This is a genomic window from Marinobacter sp. F3R08 (assembly GCF_018860425.1).
GTDB lineage: Bacteria > Pseudomonadota > Gammaproteobacteria > Pseudomonadales > Oleiphilaceae > Marinobacter.
In genome coordinates, this window is sequence record NZ_JAHKPI010000015.1 from 227767 (window position 1) to 240630 (window position 12864).

Annotated in this window: 10 protein-coding genes; 7 read left to right on the top strand and 3 right to left on the bottom strand. The window is 55.2% G+C overall.

The window, feature by feature from the left end:
• Nucleotides 1–23: 23 nt before the first annotated feature.
• Nucleotides 24–2009, bottom strand: a complete 1986-nt coding sequence (locus tag KO499_RS10125) for an HDOD domain-containing protein (protein WP_215983619.1) — start codon at nucleotides 2007–2009, stop codon at nucleotides 24–26.
• Between the two features lie 207 nt (nucleotides 2010–2216).
• On the opposite strand from KO499_RS10125, the gene KO499_RS10130 reads away from it, so the two are divergent.
• From KO499_RS10130 to KO499_RS10145, 4 genes are all read left to right on the top strand, one after another.
• Nucleotides 2217–3542: a MinD/ParA family protein gene (locus KO499_RS10130; protein WP_215983620.1), complete on the top strand. Its 1326-nt coding sequence runs from the start codon at nucleotides 2217–2219 to the stop codon at nucleotides 3540–3542.
• Between the two features lie 221 nt (nucleotides 3543–3763).
• A complete protein-coding gene (locus KO499_RS10135) occupies nucleotides 3764–5299 on the top strand; it encodes a fatty acyl-CoA reductase (protein ID WP_215983621.1) in 1536 nt (511 codons plus the stop codon).
• Nucleotides 5300–5605: 306 nt separating this feature from the next.
• The gene (acs, locus tag KO499_RS10140; protein WP_215983622.1) at nucleotides 5606–7555 is read left to right on the top strand and encodes an acetate--CoA ligase; all 1950 of its coding nucleotides are present in this window, start codon (nucleotides 5606–5608) and stop codon (nucleotides 7553–7555) included.
• Between the two features lie 44 nt (nucleotides 7556–7599).
• Entirely contained in the window at nucleotides 7600–8265 is a 666-nt protein-coding gene (locus tag KO499_RS10145) for a LuxR C-terminal-related transcriptional regulator (RefSeq protein ID WP_215983623.1), read from the top strand.
• Between the two features lie 181 nt (nucleotides 8266–8446).
• Here KO499_RS10145 and KO499_RS10150 read toward each other — a convergent pair whose 3' ends face one another.
• Nucleotides 8447–9430: a D-2-hydroxyacid dehydrogenase gene (locus tag KO499_RS10150; RefSeq protein WP_215983624.1), complete on the bottom strand. Its 984-nt coding sequence runs from the start codon at nucleotides 9428–9430 to the stop codon at nucleotides 8447–8449.
• 228 nt (nucleotides 9431–9658) lie between these two features.
• On the opposite strand from KO499_RS10150, the gene KO499_RS10155 reads away from it, so the two are divergent.
• Genes KO499_RS10155 through KO499_RS10165 form a run of 3 tightly spaced genes read left to right on the top strand, consistent with a single transcriptional unit; the run spans nucleotide 9659 to nucleotide 11651 of the window.
• Complete coding sequence (locus KO499_RS10155; RefSeq protein WP_215983625.1) at nucleotides 9659–10885, top strand: pyridoxal phosphate-dependent aminotransferase; 1227 nt, start codon at nucleotides 9659–9661, stop codon at nucleotides 10883–10885.
• 9 nt (nucleotides 10886–10894) lie between these two features.
• The gene (locus KO499_RS10160; protein WP_215983626.1) at nucleotides 10895–11086 is read left to right on the top strand and encodes a CPXCG motif-containing cysteine-rich protein; all 192 of its coding nucleotides are present in this window, start codon (nucleotides 10895–10897) and stop codon (nucleotides 11084–11086) included.
• Entirely contained in the window at nucleotides 11079–11651 is a 573-nt protein-coding gene (locus tag KO499_RS10165) for a DUF1439 domain-containing protein (RefSeq protein WP_215983627.1), read from the top strand. Before KO499_RS10160 ends, KO499_RS10165 begins: the two co-directional genes overlap by 8 nt.
• Nucleotides 11652–11661: 10 nt before the next feature.
• Here the strand turns inward: KO499_RS10165 and KO499_RS10170 are convergent, their stop codons facing one another.
• The gene (locus tag KO499_RS10170) at nucleotides 11662–12813 is read right to left on the bottom strand and encodes an isocitrate/isopropylmalate dehydrogenase family protein (RefSeq protein WP_215983628.1); all 1152 of its coding nucleotides are present in this window, start codon (nucleotides 12811–12813) and stop codon (nucleotides 11662–11664) included.
• Nucleotides 12814–12864 lie beyond the last annotated feature (51 nt).

Sequence of the window (12864 nt, forward strand, 5' to 3'; positions counted from 1 at the left end):
GGTCTGCGTCCGTTGTGTCTGCGTCAGTCGGTCTCGTTCTCTTGATCGCCGGCCGCTGGTAGCAAAATCCGGAAGGTTGTGCCTTCCTGCCCCGTGCGACATGCAATGATGCCCTCCATGTCATCAACAAGCTGTTTCACAATGCTCAGGCCCAAACCACCGTGGCCTTTTCCTTTTGTGGTGTTCACCGGTGCAAACAGAGTCTCCCTGATGTGATCAGGTATTCCGCTGCCGGTATCCGCAATTTCAAGCTCCACCCAGGCTCGGTCATTCTGCCACACTGGGGAAGACGTATGTATTTCAACTGTGCCGCCGGTTTCCTGAAGGCTTTCTGCCGCGTTTCGAACCAGGTTGATAACAACCTGACGAATGTGGGGGGCGTCGGTTGCCACTCGTGTTGGCTCACCGCAGAGTGATAATTTCAGGCGGCGGTTGTCAGGGCTGAACAGGCTATCTTCGAAGATCCGGGCCAAACTTTCCAGTTCGGCATTGAGCTCAACTCTGTCGGCATTCTGTTCTGACGCGTCAGTATGGCTCATTTGCAGCAAAAGGTTACCGGCCCGGTCCAGCTCATCACGTATCACATCCAGTTCCTGCCTGACTCCGGTATCCTTCAGTCTGCTGCGTAACTGGTAAATGTACTGCCTGATAATGGTCAGTGGGTTGCTGATCTCGTGCACCTGCCTGCGCAGCTGGTCCCGTGCTATTTCCCGGTCAAGCTGGTCGTTACCATTCGCAGCGTCGCTCGGTGATGGCATACGATCTGTCAGCACGATGGATAGCTGATGGGTAAAGGCGTCAGTCAGCTCAAGGGTTGTGGTTTGCTGCTTGTTGTCGGTGCCAAGGGCGAATACGGCGAGGCAATTGCCTCCGCAGATTATTGGTACGGCCAACATGGATGGCGTGTGTAACAGTGACATCAACTGCCGGTCGAGTACCGTTGGTGAACGCTCGCCAAGGCTGACTAAACGTCCGGAAATGAAAGCTTCCGTGAGAACGCTGTCGCCAGATTTGGCGGATACCGACAGTTCGGGGATATGACCAATGGTCCCGGACAAAAGTACAAGATCGTCACCTGCCTGGCTAAAGCAAAGTGCTGGTAGCCCCGTGATCAGTGTGAGACTGTTAACCGATTCGGCGAGAATGTCCCCGGCGTCTCCGGTCTTATCGGCAAGGTTGATAGCCTGAGTCGTCATCGTCTGGCGCAAAACCGTTTGCTTCAGTTGCCTGGAGGCGTTTTCATTGCAGTAGTCTTCGTCTAATGGAATTCCAAGAGAGGCGGCCGTGCCAGATACTTCATGCCCTATGCGACGGTTGATCTCCCGGGTAAGTTCTTCATTAAGCCCGAATATAGTTCCTGCGGCTGCAATGCCTGCGGCATCGGACAGAGCCAGACGGGTAGCGAGGCTGATCAGTTTCACCAGATGTCCGGCATCCCTGAGTTCCGAGGGCAATGCCTGCTGATAACGCATGGCATCGGCCGCCATGGGCCCCAGGCCCCAGGAGGCAACGAGTTCGGCGGCAATTTCGGACTGATGGTCAAGATAGTATTGCTTCGCCTCGGTGGCTGGCGTTTTAATAGCGATCAGTTCACCGATGTTGTGAAGCATGCCTAACATGAACGCTTCATCAGGTTCCGGATAGCGGGTGAGCGTTGCCAGGGCCCGGGCGGTCAGCGCTGTGGTCAGCGAATGCCGCCAGAAATCTCTGAGTTGTTGCCATTCGTCTCCGCCCAGTTCGAATAGCAACTGTCGCAAGGCTGCAGTCATAACCAGCGTATGGAAACGGTGGGTGCCGAGTCTGAGGAGTGCTTGCTCGACCGAGCGGATTGGTGCGGGCGGGCCGTAAAGAGCAGAGTTGGCCACGGCCAGTATGCGTGCAACCAGCGCTGAATCGGAGGAGACGATCTCGCTGATCGTTCGGTAGCACTTGTCCTGACGACATGCCTCAAGCACCCGCAAGGTGACTTCCGGGAGGCTCGGTAGCTGTATATCGGGCGCAATGAGCATGGGCTTTCCTGCTGTGCAGCGAAAAAGTCAGTATACAAACAGTGTATTCGTTCTTGTTGTTGGAAGAGAGCTTAGACAATAATCCGTCGTTATTAAATACTTATTGTGCTTTTTTCAAGCAACATGTTATCTGATCAAAGCTATATGTAGAATTTATACAGGTTGAACCGCCCGATACTGAAAAATCAGAGACCTAGATTGCCGGTGATGAACGCCAGAAAACCTGTCCAGCATAATCCGAACCAGCCACGTACCATCGCCATCTCTGGAGGCAAGGGTGGGGTGGGTAAGACTTCGGTCGCCCTTAATCTGGCACTTACGCTGGCGAGGCAGGAAAACCGGGTCCTGTTACTGGACGGCGACACCGATCTGGCCAATGTCAGCATCATGGTTGGCCTGTATCCCACAAAGACCCTTGCCAATGTGATGTCCGGAGAATGTCGGCTGGACGACGTGATTCTTGAGGCTGATTACGGTCTGCACATTGTTCCCGGGGCCTCGGGTGTTCAGGAATGTATGGACATGGGGCCAGCTGAGAGTCTCCGGATGCTTCGGGCACTCCATAACCTTGAAAATCGCTACGATTACGTCATCACCGATACTGCCGCCGGTTTGCAGGCCGCCGGGCTGCATATGATTGCGGCTACAGAACTGGCCTGTCTGGTGGTGACTCCGGATCCGGCCTCTCTGACGGACGCTTTTTCGCTGATCAAGGTTCTGCGTCGCAGAGGCTATAACCGGGCGCCAAGCATTCTTGTGAATATGGCCCAGGGAGCCAGTCAGGCCCGGTCTGTGTTTCAGCGTCTGGATGCTGCTGCACAGCGCCATCTCGGATTATCGCTTCACTATATGGGGGGAATCTGGCGGGACGAAACCCTTCGTCAATCGGTTCTCAACCAGCGGCCAGTTGCGCTTCTCCCGGTTTCGGATCCGTCATGCCGTCAGTTCCATACCCTTGCAGATATGATGAATGTGCGACTGTCCCATTTGCCGAGACGCAAAGCTGGTATTGCGGCCTACTGGCACAGAGTGTCGAAGAGAGAAGCGGCCAGCTCGCAAAGCAAATTGACCAGGTCAGAGCCTTCAGCCATTAATGGGGCTCAGGCTCAAAAGGATCGATGCCTGAATGCCGTGGGTGAGATTGAGGCTGTGTTCGGTCAGGCGCCGTTCGATCCACTGCTGCGTTATGAGGCATTCACCCGGCTTTTTGCACTGCTGGGGAGCACGCTGGACAGCGATGCCATTGAGATTGTCCAGGCTGGATTAGGGTCATTGCGGTGGGAGACCCTTGATCTCGAACACAAGAAACACCTGGCTGACCACCTCCGTGATCTGGCTGATCAGGTTTCGCCCCCCAGATCTGAATCAGAAATCCCGCAGCCGACGCACCTGTTGTCTCGCGAACCCTGTTACGACCGTGTCAGCTTTGGTGAACAGGAGCGTCTGGTTCGGGTATTGAAGGAGCAGCCTGCGGATATTTCACTGGATCAGCTTCTCCAGTCTCTCTCGGGCAATAATCAGGGCCACTCCTGACTGGTAGAAAAACCTGCATTCTTTTCCTCCATTTCAACAGTGCTTTTTGTCGCGTAACTTTGCTGTGTGTCACCACTCTGTCACCGGAGTTGTGCAAAGATTGAACATAAATCTAAGTCGTGGCCCGCAATATGCAGTGAATCTGTCGTACTTGATTCGCAAACTTTCCCCCGCTGGCAGGTGTATGCCGGCGATGAATTGAGTTGAGAAGGAGTTCTCCCATGGCAACACAGCAGCTGAATCCCGGAGCGTCATCAAAAGTACTTGAGCAGCTCTCGGGCAAGCATGTCCTGATTACTGGAACGACCGGCTTTCTCGGCAAGGTGGTTCTCGAAAAGCTGATTCGTGCCGTTCCTGATATTGGCGCCATTCACCTGCTAATCCGCGGTAACAAACGCCACCCCAATGCCCGAGAGCGATTTTTTGAGGAGATTGCCACCTCGTCGGTCTTTGACCGGTTGCGTCAGCACGACAACGAAGCCTTCGAAACCTTTATAGAAGAGCGTGTTCACTGCATTACGGGAGAAGTGACTGAGCCGTTGTTTGGGCTGCCCAGTGACCATTTCCGCAGGCTGGCAGGTAGTCTGGACGTGGTGATCAATTCTGCCGCCAGTGTGAATTTCCGAGAAGAGCTCGATAAAGCTCTGACGATCAATACCCGATGCCTCGAGAACGTCGCTGAACTCGCCCGTCAGAACACCGAAATGGCTGTTCTCCAGGTTTCTACCTGCTATGTGAATGGAATGAATTCGGGTCAGATTACCGAATCTGTGATCAAGCCGGCGGGTGAGCCCATTCCCCGAAGCACGGAGGGCTACTACGAGATTGAGGAACTGGTCAGGCTACTGGAAGACAAAATTGCTGATGTCCGGTCCCGGTACTCGGGGAAAATGCTTGAAAAGAAACTGGTTGATCTTGGCATCAGTGAGGCCAACCGGTATGGCTGGAGTGACACTTACACTTTCACCAAGTGGCTGGGTGAGCAACTTCTGCTCAAGGCCCTTTCCGGTCGTGCGCTCACGATTGTGCGTCCTTCTATTATTGAAAGCGCAATTGAAGAGCCGGCACCTGGCTGGATTGAAGGGGTGAAGGTGGCGGACGCCATTATCCTCGCTTATGCCCGGGAAAAAGTTACGGTGTTCCCGGGTAAACGCTCGGGGATTATTGATGTCATCCCCGTTGATCTGGTGGCCAACGCTATCATTCTGGGGGCCGCCGAAGCTGCTGCTGATGCTCCGCGTCACCGGATATACCAGTGCTGCAGCGGCAGCTCCAACCCGGTTTCCCTGGGGCAGTTCATCGATCACCTCATGGCGGAATCGAGAGTGAACTTCGAGGAATACGACCAGTTGTTTTACCGGCAGCCGACCAAGCCCTTTATTGCGGTTAACCGTCGGCTGTTTAATGCCTTTGTCGGTGGGGTGCGCCTTCCCCTGAGCATTACCGGGAAGGTCTTGCGCATGCTCGGACAGAACCGTGAGTTGAAAGTGCTTCGGAATCTGGATACCACCCGTTCGCTTGCAACTATCTTTGGTTTCTACACTGCGCCCGACTATATCTTCCGGAACGACGAATTGCTGGCTTTGGCGACGAGAATGGGGGAGCTGGACAAAGTACTGTTTCCGGTAGATGCCCGGCAGATTGACTGGGCGGTCTATCTACGCAAGATTCACCTTGCAGGGCTCAACCGATACGCTCTCAAAGAGCGTAAGGTATACAGCCTGCGTTCTGCCAAGGCTCGTAAAAAGGCAGCGTGAACTCCCGGGTCCGGCTGCAGTAGCCGGGCCTTGTTCTACAGGCCGGTCTCCCTTCCCGATTTGCCATTGGCTTCAATCGAACTATCATTAGAGAAGCTTCTCGTTCGGCGCAATTTATCGTTGTTTTCTTGCAGGTTATCGACCCTTTTTGGCTAAAAGTTCAGGCTGATTAGGACGTTAGTCTAATTCATTGTGTGGTGGCTCACATGGTGAACTACCGCTATCCGTCTAAAGGGCCGGAGAGGCCCTAACGTCTGAATTCCAAAACCGACAATGACAACAGACTCTGACTAAAGGGGGAGCACAATGACTGATAAACAGGTATATCCGGTAAGCCCGGAAGTGGCGAAACAGGCACTGCTGAACCGGGAACAATATGAACAAATGTATCGTCAGTCAGTTGAAGACCCGGACACTTTCTGGGGTGAACACGGCAAACGCCTTGAGTGGATCAAACCCTACACCAAAGTAAAAAACACCAGCTACGATTACAATAATCTGTCCATCAAGTGGTTCGAAGATGGCCAGTTGAACGCGTCTGCCAACTGCCTGGATCGGCACCTGGAGACTCGTGGCGACCAGACCGCCATCATCTTTGAAGGCGATGATCCTGCCGATTCACGCAACGTCACCTATCGCGAGCTGCACGAGGAAACCAGTAAGTTTGCGAATGTCCTGAAAGGTCTGGGCGTGAAGAAAGGCGATGTTGTTACCATCTACATGCCGATGATTGTCGAGACTGCTGTTGCAATGCTGGCGTGCGCGCGCATTGGTGCCATCCATTCTGTTGTCTTCGGCGGCTTCTCTCCTGAAGCATTGGGAGCCCGGATTGTTAACGGTAAATCGCGTTTCGTTGTCACCGCTGATGAAGGGCTTCGTGGTGGCCGCAAGATTCCGTTGAAGAAGAATGTGGATGCGGCCCTGAAAAACGAAGAGGCCGCTAATGTTGAGAAAGTGGTCGTTGTGAGCCGTACTGGTAACTCAGAAGTGCCCTGGAACGAGGCCCGGGACGTGCGTTATGAGGATCTGATGAAGTCTGCGTCTGCAGACTGCACACCGGAGCCCATGAACGCGGAAGATCCCCTGTTCATGCTGTATACCTCCGGTTCTACCGGCGCGCCCAAGGGTGTTCTGCATACCACCGGTGGTTACATGGTCTATGCGTCAATGACCCACGAGTACATCTTTGATTACCACGAAGGTGATGTTTACTGGTGTACTGCCGATTTCGGCTGGGTTACAGGCCACAGTTACATCCTGTACGGTCCGCTGGCGAATGGCGCCATCTCTGTTCTGTTCGAGGGCGTTCCCAACTACCCGGACAGCTCCCGCATGGGGCAGGTAGTTGACAAGCATAAAGTGGACATCCTTTACACCGCTCCGACCGCTATCCGCGCCCTGATGGCCGAAGGCGAGTCCTGCATGAACGGTACCACCCGTGAGAGCCTGAAACTGTTGGGTTCCGTAGGTGAGCCAATCAACCCGGAAGCCTGGGAGTGGTATCACCGGGTTATCGGTAACAGCAAATGCCCGATTGTGGACACCTGGTGGCAGACCGAGACCGGTGGCATCCTTATTTCACCCCTGCCCGGAGCAATTGACCTGAAGCCCGGATCGGCAACGGTTCCGTTCTTTGGTGTTCAGCCGGCGCTGGTGGATAACGACGGCAATATCCTTGAAGGCAAGACCGAGGGCAACCTGGTTATCCTGGACAGCTGGCCGGGTCAGATGCGCACCATTTATGGCGATCATGAGCGCTTTGCCCAGACCTACTTCAGCACTTACAAGGGCATGTATTTCACCGGTGACGGCGCACGTCGTGATGAGGACGGCTACTTCTGGATTACCGGACGTGTCGATGACGTTCTGAACGTATCGGGCCACCGTCTGGGCACCGCCGAAGTTGAAAGTGCTCTGGTTGCCCATGATAAAGTGGCTGAAGCGGCAGTCGTTGGCTATCCGCATGAAATCAAGGGGCAGGGCATCTACGTCTACGTCACCCTGGTTCATGGAGAGGAGCCATCGGATGAACTGAAGAAAGAGTTGGTCCAGTGGGTTCGCAAGGAGATTGGTCCGATTGCGTCTCCCGATGTGATCCAGTGGGCACCAGGCCTGCCAAAAACACGTTCGGGCAAGATTATGCGTCGGATTTTGCGTAAGATTGCTTCAAACGAGCATGATCAGCTGGGTGATACCTCCACGCTGGCAGATCCAGGTGTAGTGGATGACCTGATCAGCGGTCGTGCGAATCAGTAACGCCTGTGTGTTATCAGGCCATGTAGCTGTAAGGAATCTGTTGAATGGCACAAACAATTATCGTCGCTGATGATCACCCGCTGTTTCGCGCAGCATTGAAACAGGCGGTCAGTCAGGCGGTGCCGGATGCCGAGACGGTAGAAGTTGATAGCATCAAGGCATTGCAGGCGGCGGTAGAGTCGCACCCGGATGCGGATCTTGTTTTACTGGATCTCAATATGCCGGGTGCCCACGGCTTCTCGGGGCTCGTATTCATGCGGGGGCAGTATCCGGGATTGCCGGTGGTGGTTGTGTCAGGATCGGAAGAGTTGCAGGTAATGCGCCGCTCGATTGATTATGGTGCCTCTGGCTTCATTCCGAAGTCGGCGCCGTTGCCGACCATCACCGAGGCAATTCAGGCTGTTCTCGAAGGGGATGTCTGGTTGCCTGATGGTGTGGCAGACAAGATCGAGCAGATGCATTCGGATGCCACGGATTTTTCGGAGAAACTGGCGTCTCTGACCCCACAACAGTTTCGTGTGCTGGGTATGCTGGCCGAAGGGCTTCTCAACAAGCAGATTGCTTACGATCTGGACGTCTCGGAAGCGACCATCAAGGCACATATCACAGCCGTATTCCGAAAACTGGGGGTTCGTAACCGGACCCAGGCTGTGATTGCGATCCAGCAGATGGAAATTGATCCTTCCGAAACCTCATTGTCGGGCAGCTGAAACGGTTGCCTGAGATTCCAGTAGTTGATGGTTGATAATAGATTTCAGCACGCTTGGGCTAATGGGCTTTTGAACCATTCTTAAGCCCGATGCCCGGGCTTGCTGTTACTCTTCCGCGTCTATCTACCACTGATCAAAAAGGGTTATTCCGGGGAGCCTTAAGGCTCCCCCTTTCTGGTCATCAATTCCTGCCCGCGTACCCCAGCTCCTTGTCGACCAGGTTGAACAGCGCCTCATCCTTGTGCCAACGATCGAAGTTCTCCAGGAACTGGTCTGTCAGTGCCCGCTTCCAGCCGATAAAGTCACCGGCCATATGGGCTGTCATTGTGACGTTCTCCATCTCCCATAGAGGATGATCTTCTGCCAGTGGCTCTTCCTCGAAAACGTCGAGGCCGGCCCCGGCAATCTCACCGTTCTGAAGGGCTGAGATCAGATCATTGGTCTTGACGATCGGGCCGCGACCAATGTTGATCAGACGGGCTGATGTTTTCATCGCCTTGAAGGCTTTTTCGTCAAACAGGCCTTCGGTCTGGGGGGTCAGCGGGGCGGCAATAACAACATAGTCTGCGTGCCCCAGCTGCTCGTAAAGATCGTCATTGCCGTGTACGGCCACGAAGTCCGGATCGTCGTTTCTCGGTTTACGGGCAATGCCGTGGGCCTTCAATCCGGCCGCGCGAACCAGGCGGCCGATCTGGCGACCGATAGAACCGGCGCCAACAACCAGAACCTGCTTGCCTTCTGCCCGTTCAGTATCCCGGTGCTTCCACTGATGCTGCATCTGCAGCCGGATGGAGTTCGGAAAGTCTTTGGCAAACATCAGGATGGTGCAAAGCACGTATTCGGCAATGGTGCGGTCAAAAATGCCGCGGGCATTTGTAACGGTTACATCGTCTTTGATCAGATCCGGGAACATCAATGCGTCGACTCCGGCACTGGTTGCGTGGATCCATTTCAGCTTGTCTGCCGTGTGCCAGGCTGCGGCCAGGGCTTCGGTACGGAAGTCGGTTACCATCATGACTTCAGTGCCGGGCAGAGTATCCCGCAGGGTCTGTTCGTCACAGGCGAAGCGCACTTCCGCGCGGGCCCTGAGAGCGTCCATTCCCGGAGGTTCCTGTTCCCCCGGCGCGGTGAGAACGGTAACAACAGGTTTGCTGTGTTGAGTCATTGAGCCTCCGCCTTAGTAGTGTGACTGATGATCACCCGTGAAGGGTATCTACAGTCTGGTCGGCGGGCCTTGTCGGGTCAACTTGCGAAGCAACAGATTTGCTCGCGACGGCGGTGATGCCGGTACTTTCACGTACATCATCTTTATTACGTTTTGTCTTGTAGAGCACTTTCATACTGACTAACCTGCAGGAGTAGATTCTATTTGCCCCGTTAGCAGGAGGTGTTTATGGCAGAAGGCGCCAACAAAGAAACTGGTCAGGACAAACCACGCAGAGTGAAATATCGGAAAACCAAGGCCAGTTGGAACCCTGCCATGCAGGCTATCCCGGTGCCAGGCATTCGGCGCATGGTGAACATGGCGGCCACCATGAAGGATGTTATTCATCTTTCCATCGGTCAGCCGGATCTGCCAACGCCCAAGCACGTGATTGATGCCTACATTGATGCACTGAATGCGGGACAGACCGGTTACACCATGGATGCCGGGTTGCCAGAGCTACTGGTAGCTCTGCGCGACTACTATGGCAAGCGCTATAACCGGAAACTGACCCGGGACAATATCCTGATCACCAGCGGTGCCACAGAAGCCATGTACCTGGCTATTTCTGCCACCTCAGCGCCGGGCCGGCAGTTTATCGTGACGGATCCGTCGTTCCTGCTCTATGCACCCCTGATCCGGATGAATGGCGGTGAAGTAAAATTCGTACCGACCCGGGCGGACAACAACCATCAGCTGGATCCCGATGAGGTTATCCGGGCCATGGGCCCACGCACCTTCGCGCTCATCCTGAATAACCCCAACAACCCGACCGGGGCTGTTTACCCGCGCACTACGGTGGAAACCATTCTCGAAGAGTGTGCCTACAGGGGTATCCAGGTATACGCCGACGAAGTCTACGATCACATGATTTTTGATGAAGAGGATTTCGCCAGCGTGCTGAACTGCTCGATGGATCTGGACAACATCATGTGCATCAGCAGTTTCTCGAAGACCTACAGCATGGCGGGGCTGAGGGTCGGCTGGGTTATTTCCAGCCAGGCTGCCATCAAGTCTCTTCGGCGTTATCACATGTTCACTACCTCGGTAGCCAATACGCCCTCCCAGTTTGCCGGTGTGGCCGCATTGACCGGTGACCAGCAATGTGTACGCGACATGGTGGACATCTACCGTGAGCGCCGGGATAAAGTGGTTGAGCTTATAGATCAGACTCCCTACATGACGGGCTACAAACCCGGAGGTGCCTTCTTCGCGTTTCCGGAACTGCCGCCCCACGTGGATGGTTCAGACCTGTGCCTGCGGATGCTGAAGGAAACCGGCGTATGCATGGTTCCGGGCGACGCCTTCGGGGAGGGATGTACCAACGCTGTACGGATAAGTTTCTCCACCACCTGTGAGAAACTGGAAGAGGCGTTCGATCGTGTGATCCCATGGATGGCTAAACAACAGTTCTGAGGTGATGCCATGTCAGCCCTGGATTCGGTATTGATTCAGTGTCCGTACTGTTGGGAGACGCTGGATATCAGCGTCGACCCGTCGGTGCCGGAGCAGGAGTATGTCGAGGATTGCCAGGTCTGCTGTCGACCCATTCTTTTACGTGTGGTTTTTGATGACACTCTTACGCCTCATGTTGAGGCCAGGGCTGAAAATGAATAGAACACTTCTGAACGGTTTCCGGGCGCTGCTGGTTCTGGCAGTGGCTGTCGCCAGCGGCTGTGCCAGCCTGTCGCCCTATTCGATTTCCGAAGGCGAACTGGAGCGGCATCTCCAGGATGTGGTGAGCGAGTTTGATCGTAGCCAGTTGAGCAGCGGTTCACCGTTGAGTCTGAGTCTGAGCGACGCAGACATTACCCTCGGGCCGGATGGCCGGGATGTTGCCGTGATCGATGTGAGAGGGCAGGTTGCTCTGAATGCGCTAATGGCGAAGCTGCCCGTTGATATAGCCCTCAAGGTAGAGGGTGCACCAGTCTACGACAGTGCAGAAAAGGCCATTTTCATCAGAAGGCTTCAGTTACTGGAAAGCAGTATCGACTCACCGTTCTTCAAAGGGGATCTCAAGCCTGTTACCGATACGGTGATGCGACTTGTTGCCCAGATGCTGGAAACCATGCCAGTTTACCGGCTTGATGAAACGGATTTTACCCAGCGCATGTTTGGCATGGTGCCCCTCGACGTGAGAGTGGCTTCTGGCCGGCTCGAGTTTGTCATGGCCGACCAGTAGCCTGATTTTGCTACGACAGCCGTTGGCAGATAGCTGAGCCGATTTCGTGGGTGCCTCGCCGTGTGCCCGGGTTTTCGGCGAGATCCGCAGCCACTGCCTCGAACAGCTCTTTGCCAGCCGCTGCGATGGCAGGATCTTTACGGCCCAGCCAGTCGAGCATGCGGGCGGCGGTGAATAGCATGGCGGTAGGATCTGCCAGGCCCTGTCCGGCGATATCCGGGGCGCTGCCGTGTGTGGGCTCGAACATGGAGGGCATGTCCGGATCCGTCGGGTTCAGGTTGCAGGAGGGTGCAACGCCCATGCCCCCTGAGAGGACCGCAGCCAGGTCCGTCAGAATGTCCCCCTGAAGATTGCTTGCCACCACCACATCAAACGCCCAGGGGCTTTGTACGAACTTCATGCACGCTGCGTCGACCAGTTCGTGGTGGGTGGCGACATCCGGGTACTCTTTGCTGATTTCGTCAAAGGCCTCAGTGTACATGTCGCCCCAATAGCGCAGGGCATTACGCTTGGTGACCAGGCATACCTGGCTCTCGCAGGTCCGGCCATCCAGTGTCCGGAAGCTGCGTGTTCGTCCTTCGCTTACCCGGTCTGCCGCGCGGTTTCGGGCCTGTTCAAAGCCGTACCGGATGATCCGGTCTGTGGCCTTGCGAGTAAACACTTCCATCTGGGTTGCTACTTCATCCGGCGTGCCTTTGCGTAACCGGCCACCCTGGCTGACGTACTCGCCTTCGGAATTTTCCCGGATTACCAGCATGTCGATGTCCCGGGCTCGCTCATCTGCCAGGTATTGTCTGGCCCCGGGGAGAAGCCTTGCCGGGCGCTCACAAACCCATTGGTCGAACCCCTTACGCATATCAAGAAGCGGAGCCAGGGAAATGCTGTCCGGCAGCAGGTAACGGTTCGGGTCATCCATCGGGCCCGGATCGCCAAGAGCACCCAGTAAAATGGCATCGTATGCTTTTAACTGCTCAAGGGCGTCCGCCGGCATGGATTCTCCGTGCTCCTCATGCCACGCATGGGAGGGCCACGGGAAGCGGGTCCACTCCAGGTCAAGGCTGTGCTTCGCGCGCAGGATTTCCAGGCAGCGCACAGTTTCAGCCACCACTTCGGGGCCTATGCCGTCGCCGGGGGTGACTGCGATACGAGTAGATTGGGCCATTCGGAAAACTCCTTTTGGGGACAGACACGTATAAAAGACAAGTCCCAGTTT